The sequence below is a fragment of the Mesorhizobium sp. B2-3-2 genome (genome assembly GCF_006442295.1).
In the GTDB taxonomy this organism is placed as follows: Bacteria; Pseudomonadota; Alphaproteobacteria; order Rhizobiales; family Rhizobiaceae; genus Mesorhizobium.
In genome coordinates, this window is record NZ_VFWA01000003.1 from 209300 (window position 1) to 230806 (window position 21507).

At 64.2% G+C, this 21507-nt stretch carries 18 protein-coding genes; 10 read left to right on the forward strand and 8 right to left on the reverse strand.

Annotated features, from left to right (window positions below):
- Position 1: 1 nt before the first annotated feature.
- Complete coding sequence (gene pgi / locus FJ964_RS09730; protein ID WP_140550186.1) at positions 2 to 1645, reverse strand: glucose-6-phosphate isomerase; 1644 nt, start codon at positions 1643 to 1645, stop codon at positions 2 to 4.
- 283 nt (positions 1646 to 1928) lie between these two features.
- On the opposite strand from pgi, the gene FJ964_RS09735 reads away from it, so the two are divergent.
- Positions 1929 to 3422: a PLP-dependent aminotransferase family protein gene (locus tag FJ964_RS09735; protein WP_140497014.1), complete on the forward strand. Its 1494-nt coding sequence runs from the start codon at positions 1929 to 1931 to the stop codon at positions 3420 to 3422.
- Between the two features lie 193 nt (positions 3423 to 3615).
- Entirely contained in the window at positions 3616 to 5202 is a 1587-nt protein-coding gene (locus FJ964_RS09740) for a trimethylamine methyltransferase family protein (protein ID WP_140550187.1), read from the forward strand.
- 22 nt (positions 5203 to 5224) lie between these two features.
- On the opposite strand, the gene FJ964_RS09745 is transcribed toward FJ964_RS09740, so the two are convergent.
- The 4 genes from FJ964_RS09745 to FJ964_RS09760 form a co-directional block, all read right to left on the reverse strand.
- Entirely contained in the window at positions 5225 to 5623 is a 399-nt protein-coding gene (locus FJ964_RS09745; RefSeq protein ID WP_140550188.1) for a hypothetical protein, read from the reverse strand.
- A 66-nt stretch (positions 5624 to 5689) separates the two neighbouring features.
- Positions 5690 to 7081 (reverse strand): chromate efflux transporter, encoded by a 1392-nt coding sequence (gene chrA / locus FJ964_RS09750; RefSeq protein WP_140550189.1) that lies wholly within the window; start codon positions 7079 to 7081, stop codon positions 5690 to 5692.
- The gene (locus tag FJ964_RS09755) at positions 7078 to 7896 is read right to left on the reverse strand and encodes a sulfurtransferase/chromate resistance protein (RefSeq protein WP_140550190.1); all 819 of its coding nucleotides are present in this window, start codon (positions 7894 to 7896) and stop codon (positions 7078 to 7080) included. The genes chrA and FJ964_RS09755 overlap by 4 nt, the downstream gene beginning before the upstream one ends.
- A gap of 241 nt (positions 7897 to 8137) precedes the next feature.
- The gene (locus tag FJ964_RS09760) at positions 8138 to 9943 is read right to left on the reverse strand and encodes an IlvD/Edd family dehydratase (protein ID WP_140550191.1); all 1806 of its coding nucleotides are present in this window, start codon (positions 9941 to 9943) and stop codon (positions 8138 to 8140) included.
- 151 nt (positions 9944 to 10094) lie between these two features.
- Here FJ964_RS09760 and FJ964_RS09765 point away from each other — a divergent pair, with 151 nt between their 5' ends.
- The gene (locus FJ964_RS09765; RefSeq protein ID WP_140550192.1) at positions 10095 to 10547 is read left to right on the forward strand and encodes a carbon monoxide dehydrogenase subunit G; all 453 of its coding nucleotides are present in this window, start codon (positions 10095 to 10097) and stop codon (positions 10545 to 10547) included.
- Positions 10548 to 10584: 37 nt separating this feature from the next.
- Here FJ964_RS09765 and FJ964_RS09770 read toward each other — a convergent pair whose 3' ends face one another.
- The 3 genes from FJ964_RS09770 to FJ964_RS09780 form a co-directional block, all read right to left on the reverse strand.
- Positions 10585 to 11754: an Mrp/NBP35 family ATP-binding protein gene (locus FJ964_RS09770; protein WP_140550193.1), complete on the reverse strand. Its 1170-nt coding sequence runs from the start codon at positions 11752 to 11754 to the stop codon at positions 10585 to 10587.
- Between the two features lie 77 nt (positions 11755 to 11831).
- A complete protein-coding gene (locus FJ964_RS09775) occupies positions 11832 to 12836 on the reverse strand; it encodes an inorganic phosphate transporter (protein WP_140550194.1) in 1005 nt (334 codons plus the stop codon).
- A 3-nt stretch (positions 12837 to 12839) separates the two neighbouring features.
- Positions 12840 to 13481: a DUF47 domain-containing protein gene (locus FJ964_RS09780; RefSeq protein WP_140550195.1), complete on the reverse strand. Its 642-nt coding sequence runs from the start codon at positions 13479 to 13481 to the stop codon at positions 12840 to 12842.
- Positions 13482 to 13690: 209 nt separating this feature from the next.
- On the opposite strand from FJ964_RS09780, the gene FJ964_RS09785 reads away from it, so the two are divergent.
- From FJ964_RS09785 to FJ964_RS09815, 7 genes are all read left to right on the forward strand, one after another.
- Complete coding sequence (locus FJ964_RS09785) at positions 13691 to 14068, forward strand: VOC family protein (RefSeq protein ID WP_140550196.1); 378 nt, start codon at positions 13691 to 13693, stop codon at positions 14066 to 14068.
- 91 nt (positions 14069 to 14159) lie between these two features.
- Positions 14160 to 15059, forward strand: coding sequence for a LysR family transcriptional regulator (locus FJ964_RS09790; RefSeq protein ID WP_140550197.1), 900 nt, complete (start codon positions 14160 to 14162; stop codon positions 15057 to 15059).
- A 132-nt stretch (positions 15060 to 15191) separates the two neighbouring features.
- The gene (locus tag FJ964_RS09795; RefSeq protein ID WP_140550198.1) at positions 15192 to 15671 is read left to right on the forward strand and encodes a formate dehydrogenase subunit gamma; all 480 of its coding nucleotides are present in this window, start codon (positions 15192 to 15194) and stop codon (positions 15669 to 15671) included.
- Positions 15668 to 17224: an NADH-quinone oxidoreductase subunit NuoF gene (locus FJ964_RS09800; protein WP_140550199.1), complete on the forward strand. Its 1557-nt coding sequence runs from the start codon at positions 15668 to 15670 to the stop codon at positions 17222 to 17224. The genes FJ964_RS09795 and FJ964_RS09800 overlap by 4 nt, the downstream gene beginning before the upstream one ends.
- A 10-nt stretch (positions 17225 to 17234) precedes the next feature.
- A complete protein-coding gene (gene fdhF / locus FJ964_RS09805) occupies positions 17235 to 20144 on the forward strand; it encodes a formate dehydrogenase subunit alpha (RefSeq protein ID WP_140550200.1) in 2910 nt (969 codons plus the stop codon).
- Between the two features lie 129 nt (positions 20145 to 20273).
- Entirely contained in the window at positions 20274 to 21104 is an 831-nt protein-coding gene (gene fdhD / locus FJ964_RS09810; RefSeq protein WP_140550201.1) for a formate dehydrogenase accessory sulfurtransferase FdhD, read from the forward strand.
- The gene (locus FJ964_RS09815) at positions 21094 to 21405 is read left to right on the forward strand and encodes a formate dehydrogenase subunit delta (protein WP_140550202.1); all 312 of its coding nucleotides are present in this window, start codon (positions 21094 to 21096) and stop codon (positions 21403 to 21405) included. Before fdhD ends, FJ964_RS09815 begins: the two co-directional genes overlap by 11 nt.
- Positions 21406 to 21507 lie beyond the last annotated feature (102 nt).

A 21507-nucleotide genomic window follows, 5' to 3' on the forward strand; every position in this document is an offset into this window, starting at 1 on the left:
GTCACTCCGAACCACGCAATTGGTGGATGTGTTCCACCAGGCCGGCGGTCGAGGCATCCCGCTTTGCGGCACTTTCCTTGCCTTCCACGACTGGCAGAAGGCCGGTGGCCAGTTCCTTGCCGAGCTCGACGCCCCACTGGTCGAAGGAGTTGATGTCGAACAGCGTTCCCTCGACGAAGACGCGGTGTTCGTAGAGAGCGATCAGGCGGCCGAGCGTGCGCGGGTCAAGCTTGCGATAAAGAATGGTGACCGAGGGCCGGTTGCCGGAGAAGACGCGGTGCGGAGCAATGCGATCGACATCGGCCGGTTTCATGCCCTTGGCCAGCATCTGTGCACGCGCTTCCTCCAGCGTGCGGCCCCTCATGAAGGCTTCCGACTGCGCCAGGCAGTTGGCGAGCAGCAGGTCGTGATGGTGCTTCAGCTCCGGCTCGTGGCCGTTCGCCGCGGCGAGGAATTCGACCGGAATGAAATCGGTTCCCTGGTGCAGGAGCTGGAAGAACGCATGCTGGCCGTTGGTGCCGGGCTCGCCCCAGACCAGCGGCCCGGTCGGCGTCGCCACGGCGCCGCCGTCCAGGGTGACGCTCTTGCCGTTCGATTCCATGTCGAGCTGCTGGAGATAGGCCGGCAGCCTGGACAGGCGCTGGTCGTAGGGGATGACCGCGCGGGCCGGGTATTTGCAAATCACCCGATGCCACCAGCCGACAAGGCCAAGCAGCACCGGCAGGTTTTTGGCCAGCGGCGCGGCGCGGAAGTGTTCGTCCATTTCGTGCGCGCCATCGAGAAAGGCGCGGAAATTGCGTGGACCAATGGCGATCATCACAGGCAGGCCGATCGCGCCCCACACCGAATAGCGGCCGCCGACCCAATCCCAGAAGCCGAAGACGCGGTCCGGCTCGATGCCGAACTTCGCCACCAGGTCGAGTGCCGTCGAGACGGCGGCGAAATGCTTGCCGACCGCTTCCTTGCCGAGCGCCTTCTGGACCCAGTCGCGCGCCGTCTGCGCATTGGTCATCGTTTCGACTGTCGTGAAGGTCTTGGAGGCGACGATAAAAAGCGTGGTCTCGGCGGAAAGGCCCTTCAGCGTGTCGTGGATATGGGCGCCGTCGATATTGGAGACATAGTGCGCGCGCGGCCCGTCATGATAGGGCGCCAGCGCCAACGTCGCCATGGCCGGGCCGAGATCGGAGCCGCCGATGCCGATATTGACGATATCGGTGATCTTCTTGCCGGTGGCGCCTGTCGCCTTGCCGGAACGCACCGCGTCGGCGAAGGCGCCCATCGCATCCAATACGGCGATGACCTCCGCCTTTACATCCTGTCCGTCGAGCACGATGCCCTCGCCGGTCAGGTTGCGCAGCGCGGTGTGCAGAACAGCACGGTCCTCGGTGACGTTGATCTTCTTGCCGGCGAACATGGCGGCGCGGCGGCCTTCGAGATCGGCGGCGTCAGCCAGCTTCTCCAGCAGGTCCATCGTGCGCGCATCGACGGCGCATTTCGACCAGTCGAGCAACAGGTCGCCGTCGCTGGCGGAGAACGTCTTGAACCGCTGCGGATCGGCGGCGAAGGCCCGGCGCATATCGCCGGCTGCCGCGGCGCGATGGTCGCGCAAGGCGGCAAGCTGTTTTTGGAAGGCTGACTGATCCACCGGCGGGCTCCTGGGACTTTTGGATTATCTTAGCAGACCGGATGTTTCCGGCGCGTGTCGTCGCGCCAAACTATTGAGCCGAATTCCGTCCGGTCAATACGCGGCGATGACGCACTGCGTCACGCGGCGATGACGCACTGGGTTACATGGGATGCGAAGGACGAAAGATCACTGGCATAAATCCCAAAGATCAGAAAAATTGATTGGCGCAACCCCTTGTGCCACCGTTACATTCGACTGGTCCAGCCAAACGAAAAAGGCTGGCCATCGAGGAACATTTCCCATGCCACAGCGCAACGACACGGCCATATGGTCCGGCCTGTTCCGGATTTCGGCCGAATCCGGCCAGACCTTGCAGGCACAGATCCGCCAGGCAATCGTGGCCGCCATTCTCGACCGCCAGATCGCCGCTTCGATGCCGCTTCCGTCATGCCGGATATTGGCCGAAAAACTCGGTGTGGCGCGCGGAACCGTGGTGCTGGCCTTCCAGCAACTGGTCGACCAGGGCTTCCTGGTGGCGCGCGAGCGGCGCGGCCATTTCGTCAATCCCGACGTTTTGGCCACACCCGCCAAGCCGCATCAGAAGGCGCCCGACCAGGCCAACGAGATCGACTGGAAGGCACGCCGGCAGATCGCGGCCAGCGACATGCCGCCGCCGGCCAAGCACGAGAACTGGATCAAGTCGTCCTACCCCTTCGTCTATGGCCAGTTCGATCCGGCGCTGTTCCCGACCGCCGAGTGGCGCGAGTGCAACCGCATGGCGCTTGCCGTGCTGGAGATCCGCAACTGGGCCTCCGACATGGTCGATCGCGACGATCCGCTGCTGATCGAGCAGATCCAGGCGCGGCTTCTGCCCAGGCGCGGCATCTTCGCTAATCCCGACGAGATCATCGTCACGCTGGGCGCCCAGAACGCGCTTTACATGCTGGCGACGCTTCTGATGACCAAGGGCTCGAAGGTGGCGATGGAAGATCCGGGCTACCCCGACGCGCGCTCGATCTTCCGGCTCGCCGGCGCCGACATCCAGCCGGTGCCGGTCGACCAGTCCGGCATCGTAACCTCTTCCATTCCGAACGATTCCGGCTTCGTGTTCGTCACGCCCAGCCATCATTGCCCGACCATGGTGCCGCTGTCGGCGGAACGCCGGCAGGACCTTCTGGCGCGCGCCAACCGCTATAACCAGATCATCATCGAGGACGGCTATGACAGCCAGCTTCTCGACGAGGCGCCGCAGCAGGCCTTGAAGAGCCTCGACCGCTCGGGCCGCGTGATCTATGTCGGCTCGATGTCGAAGACGCTGGCTCCAGGCCTGAGGCTTGGCTACATCGTCGCCTCGGCTGGACTAATCGCCGAACTCAGGGCGCTGCGGCGCTTCATGCTGCGCCATCCGCCGGCCAACAACCAGCGCGCGGTCGCGCTGTTCCTGTCGCTCGGCCACCACGAGGCGCTGGTGCGGCGGCTGTCGAGCGCCTTCGACGAGCGGCGCAAGCGCCTGGTCCATGCGATTTCCGCCTTCCTGCCCGAGTGGCGTTCGACCGACTCAGCCGGCGGCACGTCGCTGTGGCTGGAGGGACCGCGCGGCACCGATTCGCGCGGACTGGCCGAGGCCGCCGCCTCGCGCAGCGTCATCATCGAACCGGGCGACCGCTTCTTCGACCGCACCGAAAAGCCTTCGCGTTTCATGCGCTTGGGCATCTCCTCGATCGCGCTGCAGCACATCGAGCCCGGCATTCGTGAACTTGCAACCGCCGCAGGCCGCAGGCCGGCCGCGGCCTGATCACCTCGGCCTGACCACCTCCCAGGAGCCGCGCAGCAGCGGCTCCTGCTTCTTTAGCGCTGGCATATGCAACCGGACCGGCTGGCTCATAGGCTGTGCCAATGCCGGCGGCATAGTCGAGGCCTAAAGGGGACGAAGCAGCCGATGGTGGACCAACCGCCGCCCTGCTTCCGAGAAAAGGTGGAGTGCTTCCATGTCAGTGGCTGTCGAAAAGCAGGAAGCGGCCGACCAGCGTTCGCGCCGCTCCGGCGGACGCGAAGCGCGTCGCGCCATGCGTGCGGCGCCGCTCGCCGACGACATCAGGCCGGTTCGCGCCGGCCTTGAGGGGGGCAGCTACGGACCGCTCAGCGGCAATGATTGCGAGCGCATTCACGAAGCGGTGCTGACCCTGCTGGAGACGGTCGGCTTCGCCAACGCAATCCCTTCCTGCATCGAGGCGCTGACCAAGGCCGGCGCCAGCTATGGCGATGACGGCCGTATCCGTTTCCCGCGGGCACTGGTGCTCGACACGATCAAGCGAGCGGCGCGGCATTTCACGCTGCACGGCCAGGACCCGAAGCACGACATGGTGATCCAGGGCAAGCGCGTGCATTACGGCACGGCGGGTGCTGCCGTGCACCTTGTCGACGTCGAGAAGCGCGAGTACCGCGAATCCTTGCTGCAGGACATCTATGACGCCGCGCGCATCGTCGATGGGCTCGATAACATCCATTTCTTCCAGCGGCCCATGGTGCCGCGCGACATTCCCGATCCGCTCGAAATGGACTTCAACACGCTTTACGCCTGCGTGATGGGCACGTCCAAGCATGTCGGCACGTCCTTCACGGTGCGCGAGAACGTGCAACCGGCGCTCGAAATGCTCTACGCGATCGCCGGCGGCGAGGAGAATTTCCGGGCCCGGCCGTTCGTGTCGAACTCCAACTGTTTCGTCGTGCCGCCGATGAAATTCGCCGAGGACGCCTGCGGCGTGCTCGAGGCCTGCGTCGAAGGCGGCATCCCGATCCTGCTGCTTTCGGCCGGACAGGCCGGCGCCACCGCTCCGGCGGCGATCGCGGGTGCGGTGGTGCAAGCCGTGGCCGAAGTGCTGGCCGGCCTTGTCTATGTCAACACCATCAAGCCGGGGCATCCGGCGATCTTCGGTACCTGGCCGTTCGTGTCGGACCTGCGCACCGGCGCCATGTCCGGCGGCTCGGCCGAACAGGCGGTGCTGACCGCGGCCTGCGCGCAGATGGCGCAGTTCTACGACCTGCCGGGCGGTTCGGCCGCCGGCATGACGGATTCGAAACTGCCTGACATCCAGTCCGGCTATGAAAAAGGCATCACCAATGTGATGGCCGGCCTATCCGGCCTCAACCTGGTCTACGAATCGGCCGGCATGCACGCTTCCCTGCTCGGCTTCTGCCTGGAAAGCCTGATCATCGACAACGACATGCTGGGCCATTGCCTGCGCTGCGTGCGCGGCATCGAGGTGACGGACGACGCGCTGTCGATCGACACCATCGCCGATGTCTGCCTGAAAGGTCCGGGCCACTATCTCGGGAACGAGCAGACGCTGAAGCTGATGCAGACCGAATATTTCTACCCCGCCGTCGGCGACCGGTTTTCGCCGAAGGAATGGAACGAGAAGGGCCGGCCCGACATATTGCAGCGGGCGATCGCGGAGAAGAAACGCATCCTCGCCGAACGCTTCCCGCGCCATGTGCCGAAGCCGCTTGATGACAGGCTGCGCGCCCGCTTCGGCGACATGATCAAGCTGCCGCGCAACGGCATGGGCGGCTGAGAACGCCCCCCGTGAAAACAGGTTAGTCCGCGCTCAGCCCATAATGTTCGACGACCTCGGTATTGACCAGCTTGGCATGTAGCGCCATCAGCACGATCTGGGCGTCGAAACTGTCTCCGGCATCGACCGCGGCCTCTATCCGACGCTCCACGTCCTGCCGCGGCTGCGCGCCATGAGAGCGCTCGAATGCCTCAGGCCCAGCAATACAATAGCTGAACAAACACGCCACTTGCGCATAGGCCTGTGGCGGCGGCTCGTCGGGCCAGTGATCCTTCATCAGATTGACGAGGGTGAGCTTTACGCCCTCCGGCACCAGGGCGGGATGCAAGTCGGCGCCGCGCAAGGCGCTGTCGAGCTGCCTCAAATCGCCCGAGCGGCCGAACAGTCCGAGGAAGCCGAGGGAAGAGCGCCGTGCGGCCATGATATTCCGATCCCGTTTTCAACCAATTAGGTGGTTCGCCAGCGGAATACAAAGAGAGGCAGATATTTAGCCGGTTGCCGCCAAAAGCAGAACACCCGCCAGGGCCGATACGGCAAGCGTCGGCAGCATGCCGATTTTCAGTTTGAGGATGGCGATCATGGCAGCGCAGGACAGCAGCGCGGCACGCCAGTCGATCGAGGACAGCACCGGCACCTCCGTTCCGAGCCCCGTCGCACGCACGTCGCGGAAGATGACGTGCAATGCGAACCACAGGGCCAGATTCATGATGACGCCGACGACCGCCGCGGTGATTGCGCCCAATGCCGCCGACAATGCCTTGTGGCCGCGCAGCGCTTCGATGTAGGGCGCACCGAGGAAGATCCAGAAGAAGCACGGCGTGAAGGTAACCCACAGCGTAAGCAACGCTCCGAGCGATCCGGCAAACAACGGATATGACGATCCGGAATGGCGGAACGCGGCAAGGAAGCCGACGAACTGCAGGACCAGGATGAGCGGTCCGGGCGTGGTTTCGGCAAGGCCCAGGCCATCGACCATTTCTCCTGGCGCAAGCCAGCCGAGAGAGCCTACGGCCGCTTGCGCGACATAGGCCAGAACGGCATAGGCGCCGCCGAAGGTGACGACCGCCATGAGGCTGAAGAAGCCGCCGATCTGCGTCCAGACGCTGTTTGCCGATGTGAACGCCCAGATCAGCAGAACCGGCCCAAGCCAGATCGGCAGCCAGATCGCGATGGTGCGCGGTGCGTGCCATCGCGTCGGCCTGGTATGGGCAAGTTCGCCGCGCTCGAACATCAGATCGACCGCGCCCTTGACGTCGGGAGCGTCGTCCTTGCTGTGCGCGGTGCCAGAAAACAGGGCCGGCGCAATGCTGTTTCCGGCCCATCCCACCAGTCCTGCAAAAAGGATGAGGAGCGGGAACGGGACGTTGAGCACATAGATGCCGATAAAGGCGCAAAGCGCGATCGCCACCATCACCCGGTTCTTCAAGGCCCGCCGGCCGATGCGGATCACGGCCTCGATCACGATCGCCAGCACCGCCGCCTTCACGCCGAAAAACAGCGACTCGACCAGCGGCGCATCACCATAGAGCGCATAGAGAATGCTCAAGGCGAGCATAACGAGCGCGCCGGGCACGACGAAGAGGACGCCGGCGACAAGACCGCCGACCGTCCTGTGCAGCAGCCAGCCGATATAGATGGCGAGTTGCTGGGCCTCGGGACCGGGCAGCAGCATGCAGTAGTTCAGCGCATGCAGGAAACGCTGCTCGCCGATCCAGCGCTTTTCCTCGACCAATTCCCTGTGCATGAGCGCGATCTGCCCGGCCGGTCCGCCGAAACTGAGCAACCCGATCTTCGCCCAGAGTTTCGTGGCCTCGCGGAAACTCGGGACCGAGGGCGCCTCGATGAGGTCGGCACTTTCTTCGGAAAGGAGGGAGTTCATGACGCCTTCGCTCCCGCCGGCCAATTGTGCGTCTCGCCGGTGGCGTCGCGGCACCAGCGGAAGAACGCGTCGTAAAGCAGCATGCCGGCATCCAATTGTTGCAGGTCATCGCGAAACATGCGCGACAAACCAAGCGAGGCGGCGAGAAATCCCGCCGCCTGCGGAACCAGGTCGAGGCTCGCCGTGTCGGCTGCGCGCACGATCACGGCGAGGCGGTCGAGCGCTTCGGATTCGAGCCCGAACTCCTCGAGCATCGTGTCGAATGTGCAGCGCTCGCCGCGATGGCTCCAGAACGCATTGTCGATGTCGAAAGGCACGGCCTGAAAACGATCGGCGACATCAGGCACTTCCGCCGCGTCGACGAACAGGAAGACCGCTTGAGGATCGACGAAACGGCGGATCAGCCAGGGGCAGGCGATGCGATCGACTTTGGGCCGGGCCCGCGTCACCCAGACGGTGCGGCCCCTGTCGTCACGAGGCGGCATCCTGTCGGCACGGACCAGAAGGCCGTGGGCGTCCCGCCAGGCTTCGAAGCCGCCTTCGAGCGATTCGGCGGCGATCCCTTCATGGCGCAACCATGCGGCGACGCCTTGCGAAAGCTTTTTTCCCTGCTGGCAGACGACCGCCACGCGGCTACCGGCGAAGTCGGCCGCCCAAGTCTGGACGGTTTTGAAATCGCGCCGGTACGACGCCGGCAGCAAACGTGGATCGGCGTTGTAGTCGTCCTCGGTACGGATATCGAGGATTGCAGGCGCGCCCGGCAAACCGACCATACGGATCAGTTGCGGCACGGTGACAGCGGTTGTTGACGGCATGGCGTCCACCTCCTGAAAGAGAAGCCTGGACGCGAACGTTGGGCTGACGCCTCACGGGGTCGTCGCGATGAACCCCTTGCAGCGATGGTGGATTTGTTGGGCAGGCTTGTCAAGGACGCAATGTCCTCGGTCCATGGCGGGCCCCGAAACGAAAAAACGACCGGCGGCCCATCAGGCCGCCGGTCGTCGATCGCTATCGTCAATTGTCGCTTGAACAATCGATGATTGTCCCGGGGAATAATCAGTGATTGTCTCGGGGCATGCCCTTCGTATGAGCGACGTCCTGGTATTTCACCGCCGGTTTCAGCACCATGCCGCCCGAGAACTGGTCGACCATACCGCGCTGGATTTCCTGCCACGGCGTCTGGTGCTCGGGATAGTGGTAGCCGCCATTGTTCTGCAGCTCGGCGCGGCGGCGGGAGATCTCGTCATCGGTGACGAGAATGTTGGCCGTGCCCTTTTTCAGGTCGATGCGAACGCGGTCGCCCGTCTTGAGCAATGCAAGCCCGCCGCCGATGGCGGCTTCCGGCGAGGCGTTGAGGATGGAGGGCGAACCCGACGTGCCGGACTGGCGGCCGTCGCCGATGCAGGCCAGCGCGTGGATGCCCTTCTTGATGAGATAGGCCGGCGGCTGCATGTTGACGACCTCGGCGCCGCCGGGATAGCCGACGGGACCGGCGCCGCGCATGAACAGGATGGTATGCTCGTCGATCCCTTGCGCCGGATCGTCGATGCGGGCGTGGTAATCCTCAGGTCCGTCGAAGACCATGGCGTTGCCCTCGAAGGCCTCGGGGTCCTTCGGGTTGGAGAGATAGCGCTCGCGGAATTCGGGCGAGATGCCGCTGGTCTTCATGATCGCCGAATCGAACAGATTGCCCTTGAGGTTGATGAAGCCGGCATTGGCCTTCAGCGGCTCGGCGACGGTGCGGATGACTTCGCGGTTCTCGTTGACGGCATCGCGGCAATTGTCGCCCATTGTCTTTCCGTTGGCGGTCAGAGCATCCGGATGCGGCAGCAGCCCGGCTTTCATGAGCTCCGCCACCACGGCCGGCACGCCGCCCGCGTGATGGTAGTCCTCGCCCAGATATTCGCCCGTCGGCTGGAGATTGACGATGAGCGGCACGTCGAGGCCGATCTTCTGCCAGTCGTCATTGTCGAGGGGCACGCCGAGATGGCGGGCGATGGCGTTCAGATGGATCGGCGCGTTGGTGGAGCCGCCGATCGCCGAATTGACGACGATGGCGTTCTCGAAGGCCTTGCGCGTCATGATGTCGGACGGCTTCAAATCCTCGTGCACCATGTCGACGATGCGTTTTCCCGTCTCGTAGGCGATCTGGCCGCGCTCGCGATAAGGAGCCGGAATCGCCGCCGAGCCCGGCAGCTGCATGCCGAGCGCCTCGGCCAGCGAGTTCATGGTGGTGGCGGTGCCCATGGTGTTGCAATAACCGGTGGACGGCGCCGAGGAGGCGACGATATCCATGAACTCGTCATAGTTGATCTCGCCGGCCGACAGGCGCTGGCGCGATTCCCAGACGATGGTGCCCGAACCCGTGCGCTTGCCCTTGTGCCAGCCATTGAGCATGGGGCCGACCGACAGCGCGATCGCCGGAATGTTGACGGTCGCCGCTGCCATCAACAGCGCCGGCGTCGTCTTGTCGCAGCCGATAGTGAGCACGACGCCGTCAAGCGGATAACCATAGAGCACTTCTACCAGGCTCAGATAGGCAAGGTTGCGGTCGAGAGCTGCGGTCGGGCGCTTGCCGGTCTCCTGGATCGGGTGGCACGGGAACTCGAAAGGAATGCCGCCCATCGAGACGATGCCTTCGCGCACGCGTTTGGCGAGCTCGATGTGGTGGCGATTGCAAGGCGACAGGTCGGAACCGGTCTGGGCGATGCCGATCAGCGGCTTGCCCGACATCAGTTCGGCGCGCGTCAGCCCGTAATTCAGGTAACGCTCCAGATAGAGTGCCGTCATGCCCGGATTGTCGGGGTTGTCGAACCACTCCTGCGAGCGAAACTTTTTCTTTCCTGCGGGGGCGCCAGCCATCATGGTCTCCGTATTTGTATGACAAATCGATATGACAACGCGCGGGTGCAGGCAAGGGGCACGCGTGATCTGAATCCGGACTTTGGTGCGATAGACATCAATCGGGCCGCACGCTACCAACAATCCGACATTGGTCGTCCGGGAGGTTCTGATGGCTTTGGTGATCGAGGGCGAGGAGCGCATTGCCGCACCCCTCCAGAAAGTTTGGGAAGCGCTGAACGATCCGGCGGTGCTGAGAGAAAGCATCCCCGGCTGCCAGAGCCTGGAAATGAAGTCGCCGACCGAGATGGCGGCGACGGTGGTGGTGAAGATCGGCCCGATCAAGGCGACCTTCAACGGCGAAGTGACGTTGAGAAATCTCAATCCCCCGCATGCCTACACGATCCAGGGCGAAGGCAAGGGCGGCATCGCCGGCTTCGCCAAGGGCGGCGCCGACGTGACGCTGACCGAGGACGGGGCGGACGCGACGGTGCTCAAATACGCAGCCAAGGCCGAAGTCGGCGGCAAGATCGCCCAGCTCGGCAGCCGGCTGATCGAATCGACCTCGAAGAAATTGGCGGGACAGTTCTTTTCGAGTTTCGGCGAGAAGGTGGGTGCTGCTTAGGCTGGTCTATCCAGCGTTAGCACCGCCTGGACGAAAATTACTCGAAGACGATGCTCGGCACGGCGTCCGCGGCCGCGCCGCGCTCTTCGTTGACCCTGTCCCAGACCTTCGAAGCGATATCGCGATAGATCTTTGCTTCGGCACTGTCAGGCTTCGATGCCACCACCGGCGCGCCTTCATCCGAGCTTTCGCGGATGCCCATCTCCAGCGGCACCTCACCAAGGAAGGTGACGCCGAGGCGCTCGGCCTCGCGGCGTGCGCCCCCATGGCCGAAGATGTCGTAGCGCTTGCCGGTGTCGGGGGCGAGGAAATAGCTCATGTTCTCGACGATGCCGAGCAGCGGCACGTCGACCTTCCTGAACATGTTGAGGCCCTTGCGAGCATCGATCAGGGCCAGATCCTGCGGCGTCGAGACGATGACCGCGCCGGCCAACGGCACCTGCTGGGCCATGGTGAGCTGGGCGTCACCGGTGCCAGGAGGCATATCGACGACGAGCACGTCGAGCGGCCCCCATTCCACTTCGCGCAGCATCTGCGTCAGCGCCGACATCACCATCGGCCCGCGCCAGATCATCGGCGTTTCCTCGTCGACGAGGAAGCCCATCGACATCACCTTGAGACCGTAATTCTGCATCGGTTTCAGGATCTTGCCGTCGACGGTCTGCGGCCGGCCGTGAATATTGAGCAGCCTTGGCATGGATGGGCCATAGATGTCGGCATCGAGCACGCCCACTTTCAGCCCGTTAGCGGCGAGGCCGAGCGCCAGGTTGACGGCCGTGGTCGATTTGCCGACGCCGCCCTTGCCGGATGCAACGGCGATGATCGCCTCGATGCCGGGCACGCCGCGCTTGCCCTGGCTGTGCGAGGCAGGCGCATGGGGCGCCGGGCGCGGCGCGGCAACGGGCGGGGTGGGACGCGGCGCCGGGCGCGCCGCGACAGGCGCCTCCATGCCGCCGCCCTTCTTCTCCGCCGTCAAGGCGACGACGGCGCCGGCGACACCGGGAATAGCCTTCACGACACGCTCGGCCGCGGCGCGCAAGGGCTCCATCTCCTGCGCCCTGGCGGCCGGAACGGTGATCGAGAAGAACACTTTCGAATCGGCGATGAAAATTTCGGAAACCATGCCGAGGTCGACAATGTTGCCGGTGAAATCCGGGCCGTTGACCGTTTTCAGGCGCTCGATGACGGTTTCGTTGGTGACGGACATGGCTGTTGTTTCCCTGGCGTTCGGCTGCTGTTCACATAGTGCAGATCGCCGGCGGCTCCAAGCGCCAGGCCGCGACATCAGCCTGCCAGGCGAACCGCCAGATAGGTCAGGGCCGAAATCGCCGCCGTCGCCGGCAAGGTGACGACCCATGCGATGACGATGTTGCCGGCTATGCCCCAGCGCACCGCCGAGACACGGCGGGCGGCGCCGACGCCGATGATGGCGCCCGTGATGGTGTGCGTGGTCGAAACCGGAACGCCGAGCCATGTCGCGGCGAAGAGGGTGATGGCGCCGCCGGTCTCGGCGCAGAATCCCTGCATCGGGTTGAGCCTGGTGATCTTGGAGCCCATCGTGTGGACGATGCGCCAACCGCCGAGCAGCGTGCCCAGTGCCAATGCCGACTGGCAAGTCAGGACCACCCAGAGCGGCACGTAGAAATCCGTTCCGAGCATGCCTTGGGAATAGAGCAGCACGGCGATGATGCCCATGGTCTTTTGCGCATCGTTGCCGCCATGACCGAGCGAATAGAGGGAGGCGGAAAAGAACTGCATGACACGGAAGGTGCTATCGACGGCGAATGGCGTCTGGCGCACGAACAGCCAGGAAACCACCAGGATCAGGAGCAGCGCCAGGACAAAGCCGGTCGCCGGCGAGAGCACGATGGCGGCGACCGTCTTGCCGAGCCCCGCCCAGACGATGGCACCCGTGCCGGCCTTTGCGACGCCTGCCCCGACCAGTCCGCCGATCAGCGCATGCGAACTGCTCGACGGGATGCCGGCGATCCAGGTGACGATGTTCCAGACGATGGCGCCGACCAGGGCGGCGAAGATCACCGCGGGGGTGACGATGCTTGCGTCGATGATACCCTTGCCCACGGTTTCGGCGACATGGAGGCCAAAGAACATGAAGGCGATGAAATTGAAGAAGGCCGCCCAGAACACCGCGTAGTGCGGCCTCAGCACCCGGGTCGAGACGATGGTGGCGATCGAGTTGGCGGCGTCGTGCAGGCCGTTGAGGAAATCGAAGAACAGCGCGACGGCGACGAGGCCGACCAGCAGGGGAAAGGCGATCGCGACTTCCATCGCCTAGACGTTCTCGATGACGATGCCGCTGATCTCGTTGGCGACGTCCTCGAAGCGGTCGACCACCTTCTCCAATTGGCCATAGATCTCCGAGCCGATCAGATAGGCCATCGCATCGCTGCGGCCGTGCCGCCTGAAGAGATCCTTCAGGCCCTGCTCATGCAGATCGTCGGCCCGGCCCTCGGCACGCATGACTTCCTCGGCGAGTTCATTCAGGCGCGCGCTGTTGGCGCCGACCTTGGCCAGCAGCGGGATCGCCTCCGCGACGAGCCTGGCGGCATCGACAATGACGGCGCCCATTTCCTGCATCAGCGGATCGAATTCCCTCTTCTCGAACAGCCGCACCGTCTTGACGGTCTTGTGCATCATGTCGATGGCGTCATCCATCGACTGGATCAGGTCCTTGATATCGCCGCGGTCGAAAGGCGTGATGAAAGAGCGCCGCACGGCAAGCAGGACTTCGGCGGTGATATGGTCGGCCTCGTCCTCGAGATCGACGATCTTCTGGCACCAATGCTCGATGTCCTTGCCCAGGAGGAGCTGCTGCAGGGCCTCCGCGCCGCCGACCACCGTGCGGGAATGCCTCTCGAACAGGTCGAAGAAGCGATCTTCGCGCGGCAACAGCTTGCGGAACCAGCCCAGCATGTTCGTCCCTCCCGGCGCACCAGTTCCATCCACATAGCGCTGCATGCGCCCATGGGGAACAGTAAGCCGGCTGAAAGATGTGGATGCAGCCAATTGCAGGCACCGCTCGCAATTGGCTGGCCGCCGGCAAAGCGGGGCTCGTCAAGCGACCGGATCGACCTATTTCCAAGGAGACGCCGGGGACGACAAGCAGCGAAGGAGAAACGATCATGCTTGCAAACAGCAACGCAACGGCCAACCTCGCGGTGAAAGACCTGGCGAAGGCAAAGGCTTTCTATGAGGGGACGCTCGGCCTGAAACAGGTGCATGACGAGGGTGGCGAACTGATCGTGTACAAAAGCGGCGACACCACGATCAACGTCTATCGCTCTCAGTTCGCCGGAACCAACAAGGCGACGGCGGTGACGTGGACAGTTGGCGATGAGATCGACACCGTCGTTAACGGGCTGAAATCGAAGGGCGTTGCCTTCGAGCACTACGAGATGCCCGGCCTGACCTTGGAAGGAGACATCCATGTCGGCCACGGCATGAAGGTCGCCTGGTTCAAGGATCCGGATGGCAACATCCTCAATCTCGTCGACCGATAGGTTCCTGCCATCAAGCATCGGCTTGGGCGATCCACATCGCAGTTAGCAGCAGCCCTCTGGCGCGGTGCGGCGGGGGCGGCTAGCTTCAGATATGATCGACAAGCTGGAATTTTTCATCGCGCTGGCCAAGGAAGAGCATTTCGGCCGGGCGGCCGAAGTGTGCGGCGTCACCCAGCCCACCTTGTCGGCCGGCATCAAGCAACTTGAAGGTCAGCTGGGCGTGATGCTGGTCCTGCGCGGCTCGCGCTTCCAGGGCCTGACCCCGGAGGGCAAGCAGGTGCTGGTGTGGGCACGCCGTATCGTCGGCGATACCAGGACCATGCGCGAGGAGATGCGGGCGGCGCGGCACGGCTTGTCGGGACGTATCCGCATCGCCGCCATTCCCACCGCGCTCGCCATGGTGGCGCGGCTGACGACGCCATTCCGCGAAAAACACCCCGGCGTCACCTTCTCGGTATTGTCGCGGACCTCGATCGAAGTGCTGTCGCTGCTCGGCAATTTCGACATCGACGCCGGCATCACCTATCTCGACAACGAGCCGCTCGGACGAGTGACCAGCGTACCGCTCTACGATGAGCGCTATCAGCTGATCACCGCGATCGGAAACCCCTATTCCGACCGCGACAAAGTGACATGGGCCGAGATCAGCCACCTGCCGCTCTGCCTGCTGACCCCGGACATGCAGAACCGCCGCATCATCGACCAGCACCTGGCCGAAGCCGGCGTCGAGGTGCGGCCGACGCTGGAATCCAATTCGATGATCGTGCTGTTCTCGCATATCCGCACCGGTAAATGGTCCTCGATCATGCCGCTCAACCTCACGGAAACGTTCGGCTTTTCCGAGCCTATCCGGGCCATCCCGATCGTCGAGCCGGACGCCAGCCACACCGTCGGGCTGGTGGCCGCGCTGCGCGAACCGCACACACCGCTGGTTTCGGCGCTGCTGGACGAGGCGATGGCGCTTGCAGACGATTTTCGCGCCCACCACTAGGTTACAGAATGCAGGCGCAGGAGCTCGATAGAAATTTTCTATCGAGCGACGGATCAGCTTTATTGATTTCAGGAGTTTCCCCTGATTTTGTAAAGGCTTAGCGATAAAGCCACCGACCAGGGAGGGCGCTGCGTGACGATGCAGCCTGCAAGTACCGAGATCGCATCGCGCACGGCCGCGATCATCCAGGAGCTGAAGGACCTCGAAGGTCCGCTGCTGCCGATCCTCCATGGCATTCAGGAAGAGTTCGGCCATGTGCCGCAGGCAGCACTCCCGGTCATTGCCGACGGACTGAACCTTTCCAGAGCGGAGGTGCACGGCGTCGTCACCTTCTATCACGATTTCCGCGCCCGCCCGGCAGGCCGGCATGTGCTCAAGCTCTGCCAGGCCGAAGCCTGCCAGTCGATGGGTTCCGACGCGGTGGCCGCCAGGATCAAGCAATTGCTCGGCATTGATTTCCACGAGACGACGAAAGACAGTTCGGTGACCCTGGAGCCGGTCTACTGCCTGGGGCTGTGTGCCTGCTCGCCCTCGGCGATGCTCGATGGCGAGGTGATCGGGCGGCTCGACAACGAGAAGATCGAAGAGATCGTCGCGGAGGTGCGCTCATGATCCCGCGCATCTACATTCCCGGCGATTCCGGCGCGCTGGCGCTCGGTGCCGAAAGGGTCGCCAAGGCTGTTCGTGCTGAACTCGCCGAGCGCGGCGTCGAGGCCAAGATCGTCCGCAATGGATCGCGCGGCGCCTATTTCCTGGAGCCTATGGTCGAGGTCGCCACAGCAAACGGCCGCGTCGCCTACGGGCCGGTGAAGCCGTCCGACGTCAGGAGCTTGTTCGACAGCGGCTTTCTTACCGGCGGCCATCACAAGCGCTGGTTGGGCGCGCCGGACAAGATCCCGTTCCTGGCCAAGCAGACCCGTCTGACCTTCGCGCGCTGCGGCATCAACGACCCGCTGTCGCTCGACGCCTACAAGTCGCTTGGCGGGCTGAAGGGCCTGCAGAACGCGGTGGCCATGGCGCCGGCCGAGATCGTCAGCCAGGTTACGGAGTCCGGCCTGCGCGGCCGCGGCGGCGCCGGCTTCCCGACCGGCATCAAATGGAAGACCGTGCTCGATACGACATCCGAGCGCAAATACATCGTCTGCAACGCCGACGAGGGCGACAGCGCCACCTTCGCCGACCGCATGATCATGGAGGGCGATCCCTTCGTGCTGATCGAAGGCATGGCGATCGCCGGCATCGCCACCGGCGCGACCAAGGGGTTCGTCTACATCCGCTCGGAATATCCGCATGCGGTGGCGGTCATGAACAAGGCCGTCGAGGTCGCCCGCAAGGCCGGCGTGCTCGGCCTCAACGTGCTCGGTTCGCCCAACACCTTCGACATGGAGATCCGCGTCGGCGCGGGCGCTTATGTCTGCGGCGAGGAGACCTCGCTTCTGAACAGCCTGGAAGGCAACCGCGGCGTGGTGCGCGCCAAGCCGCCGCTGCCGGCCGTTCAGGGCCTTTTCGGCAAGCCGACGGTGATCAACAACGTCATCTCGCTGGCTTCGGTGCCTGTCATCATGGACAAGGGCGCCGCCTTCTACAAGAATTTCGGCATGGGCCGCTCGCGCGGCACGATCCCGATCCAGATCGCCGGCAACGTCAAGCGCGGCGGCCTGTTCGAGGCGGCTTTCGGCATGACGCTGGGCGAAATCGTCGACGATATCGGCGGCGGCACGGCCACCGGCCGGCCGGTGAAGGCGGTGCAGGTCGGCGGCCCGCTCGGCGCCTATTTTCCGCGCGCTTTGTTCGACACGCCGTTCGATTATGAGGAATTCGCCAAGCGCGATGGACTGATCGGCCATGCCGGCATCACCGTGTTCGACGACACCGCCGACATGCTGAAGCAGGCGCGCTTCGCCATGGAGTTCTGCGCCATCGAAAGCTGCGGCAAGTGCACGCCCTGCCGCATCGGTTCGACGCGCGGGGTGGAAACCATCGACAGGCTCGCCGCCGGCATCGAGCCGGAGAAGAACCTCGCCCTGGTCGCCGATCTCTGCAACACGATGAAGTTCGGATCGCTCTGCGCGCTGGGCGGCTTCACGCCGTACCCGGTGATGAGCTCGATCACGCATTTCCCCGAGGATTTCAAGCCGGCGCCGGCGCGCGTGGCTGCTGAATAGGAACTGGCAGATGAACATCAAGGCCGACTTCCCGACGCTCATCGAAGAGATCGACTATGGGACCCCGCAATCGAAGGCGGCCAAGCGGATCACGCTGACCGTCGACGGCCGCAGCATCACCGTGCCGGAAGGCACGTCGATCATGCGCGCCGCGATGGAAGGCGGGGTCGAGATCCCGAAGCTGTGCGCCACCGACATGCTGGACTCCTTCGGCTCCTGCCGCGTCTGCCTGGTCGAGATCGATGGCCGCGGCGGCACGCCGGCCTCCTGCACGACGCCGGTCGGCGAAGGCATGGTGGTGCGTACGCAGTCCGAACGGCTCGACGCCATTCGCCGCGGCGTCATGGAGCTCTATGTCTCAGACCACCCGACCGGCTGGAACGAAAAGGCCGGTACCGGCGCCAGCGAGTTCGACGCGGTGGCGAAGTCGGTCGGCCTGACCGAAAACCGCTACGGTGTCGAAGGCCGCAACCACGTCAAGGAGGATGGCGTCGCGCCCGGCCACGGCTCGCTGGCTGTCGACTATATCGCGCGTGACGAATCCAACCCCTATTTCACCTATGATCCGGCGCAGTGCATCGTCTGCTCGCGTTGCGTGCGGGCTTGCGAAGAGGTGCAGGGCACCTTCGCGCTGACGATCGAGGGCCGCGGCTTCGAATCGCGGATGGTCGCCGGCATGCACGAGGATTTCATCGCTTCCGAATGCGTGTCCTGCGGCGCCTGCGTGCAGGCCTGCCCGACCGATGCGCTGCGCGAGAAGACAGTGCTCGCCAAGGGCCTGCCGGAACGCTCGGCCGTGACCACCTGCGCCTATTGCGGCGTCGGCTGCTCGTTCAAGGCCGAAGTGAAGGACGACGAGGTCATCCGCATGATGCCCTACAAGGAGGGCAAGGCCAATCACGGCCATTCCTGCGTGAAGGGCCGCTTCGCTTATGGCTACGCCACCCACAAGGACCGCATCCTGTCGCCGATGATCCGCGAAAAGGTCAGCGATCCGTGGCGCGAGGTGAGCTGGGAAGAGGCGATCACCCACACGGCCAAGGAGTTCCGCCGCATCCAGTACCAGTACGGACGCACCGCGATCGGCGGCATCACCTCGTCGCGCTGCACCAACGAGGAGACCTATCTCGTCCAGAAGCTGGTGCGCCAGGGTTTTCGCAACAACAATGTCGATACCTGCGCGCGCGTCTGCCATTCGCCGACCGGCTACGGGCTTGGCCAGACCTATGGCACCTCGGCCGGCACGCAGGATTTCGATTCCGTCGAATTCACCGACGTCGCCGTCATCATCGGCGCCAATCCGGCTTCCGCACACCCGGTGTTCGCCTCGCGGCTGAAGAAGCGGCTGCGCCAGGGCGCCAAACTGATCGTGCTCGACCCGCGCCGCACCGAGATGGTCAAGTCGGCGCATATCGAAGCCGACTACCACCTGCCGCTGAAACCCGGCACCAATGTCGCCGTGCTGACGGCGCTGGCGCATGTCATCGTCACCGAAGGCCTGTTCGACGAGGCCTTCATCCGCGAGCGCTGCGACTGGACGGAATTCCAGGACTGGGCGTCCTTCGTCGCCCTGCCGGAGAACAGCCCCGAAACCGTCGGCAAGCTGTCCGGCGTCGATCCCGAACTGATCCGCGGTGCTGCGCGTCTCTACGCCAAGGGCGGCAACGGCGCGATCTATTATGGCCTCGGCGTCACCGAGCACAGCCAGGGTTCGACCACGGTGATGGCGATCGCCAACCTCGCCATGGCCACCGGCAATATCGGCCGGCCGGGCGTCGGCGTGAATCCGCTGCGCGGCCAGAACAACGTGCAGGGCTCGTGCGACATGGGCTCCTTCCCGCACGAACTGCCGGGCTATCGCCATATTTCGGGCGACGCGGTGCGCGACATCTATGAAAGCCTTTGGGGCGTGAAGCTGGACGACGAACCGGGGCTGCGCATCCCGAACATGCTGGATGCCGCCGTCGATGGGTCCTTCAAGGGCATCTACATCCAGGGCGAGGACATTCTTCAGTCCGATCCCGACACCAAGCATGTCGCCGCCGGGCTGGCCGCGATGGAATGCGTGGTCGTGCACGACCTCTTCCTCAACGAGACGGCGAACTACGCGCATGTGTTCCTGCCGGGCTCGACCTTCCTCGAGAAGGACGGCACCTTCACCAATGCCGAGCGCCGCATCAATATGGTGCGCAAGGTGCTGGAACCGAAAGCACGCTACGCCGACTGGGAAGCGACGCAGGAGCTTGCCCGCGCCATCGGGCTCGACTGGAACTATACGCATCCGTCGCAGATCATGGACGAGATCGCCAAGACGACGCCGAGCTTCGCCGGTGTTTCCTTCGAGTTGCTCGACCGCGTCGGGTCGGTGCAATGGCCCTGCAACGAGAAGGCCCCCCTCGGAACTCCGATCATGCATGTCGACGGCTTCGTGCGCGGCAAGGGTAAGTTCATCCGCACCGAATATGTGGCGACGGACGAGCGAACCGGACCGCGCTTCCCGCTGCTTTTGACCACCGGCCGGATCCTGTCGCAGTACAATGTCGGCGCGCAGACGCGGCGCACCGAGAATATCATGTGGCACTCCGAGGACCGGCTGGAGATCCATCCGCACGACGCCGAGAACCGCGGCCTGCGCGACGGCGACTGGGTGCGGCTGACCAGCCGCTCCGGCGAGACGACGCTGCGCGCGCAGATTACCGACAGGGTGTCACCGGGCGTGGTCTATACGACCTTCCACCATCCCGACACGCAGGCCAATGTCATCACCACGGACTTCTCGGACTGGGCAACCAACTGTCCGGAATATAAGGTGACGGCGGTGCAGGTCGGTGCCTCCAACGGACCATCGGAATGGCAACGCGACTATGACGAGCAAGCGCGCAACAGCCGCCGCATCGCCCCGCTGGAAGCGGCGGAGTAGAATTTGGACGAGACGTTCGACAATAAGAGCTTCAATCTTGACGGTTGATCGCCCCCCACTCCGTCGAGCTTCGCTCGACACCTCTTCCCCGATCGACGGGGGAGAGGAAAGGCGCGAGGGGTGCGTCTCGTGACCCGCAAACGCCCCGCCATCACCGAAATGTCCCGTCTCGCTCGCCGCGCATGCGGCACGGCAGCGGCCCGCCGCATGGTGCCGGAAGAAACGCCGGTGGCGTTCTCCTTCGCGGGCACAACGCACGCGGTGATGATGGCGAGCCCGGCCGATTTGAAGGATTTCGCGCTCGGTTTCTCGCTGACCGAAGGCATCATCGCTTCACCCGACGAGATCGAGGCGATCGAGGTCGAGGATCTCGGCGCCGGCATCGACATCCAGATTCGACTGAAGGACCAGGCCAACACGCGCTTCGAGGCGCGGCGGCGCAGGCTCGCCGGACCGGTTGGCTGCGGGCTCTGCGGCATCGAATCCATCGAGGAAGCGATGCGCTCGGTCGATACGGTTGGTACGTCTAAACTTACGCTTGATGCCGGCGACATCGTCCGTTCCGTCAAGCTTCTCGCCAAGATGCAGCCGCTGCACAGCGAGACGGGCGCGGTGCATGCCGCCGGCTTCTATATTCCCGGCAAGGGCACCGTCATTGCGCGCGAGGATGTCGGTCGTCACAACGCACTGGACAAGCTGGCCGGCGCATTGGCCAAGGCCGGCATCGACGGCGCGATCGGCGCGGTGGTGGTGACGTCGCGCGTCTCCGTCGAGATGGTGCAGAAGACGGCGGCGATCGGCTCGCCCTTCATCATCGCCGTCTCGGCGCCGACCGCGCTTGCCGTCCGCACCGCCGAACAAGCCGGCATGACGCTGGTGGCCTTGGTTCGCGGCGACGATTTCGATATTTTCACCCATCCCGACCGGGTGGTCCGCGGAGTTGCCAAACATGTCGCATGACGAAGACCACATCATGAGCACCAGCGAAAAGCTGGTGCGGATGGCCAACCAGATCGCGGCCTTTTTCCACTCCAGGCCGCGCAAAGAAGGCGTGGCCGGCGTGGCCGAGCATATCAACAAATTCTGGGAACCGAGGATGCGGCGCCAGTTCTTCGAGATGCTGGACAGCGGCGGCGATGGCTTCGATGAACTCGTCGTGGCTGCCTCGACCAGTATCAAGCGGCCGATCACGCCCGCCGAAGCTGATCTGAAGCTCGGGCTCAAGCTCCCCCCGGGCGACGTAGCCGCCTCGCAAAAATAGCCATTGGTTCGCGTCCGCTTATATTTCCTTCCGCTAAAGTTTAAGCTGCCGCAAGCGACGCAGCTCTGCTATGGTCGGCGATCCGAAATCGTCAGGCCGGGC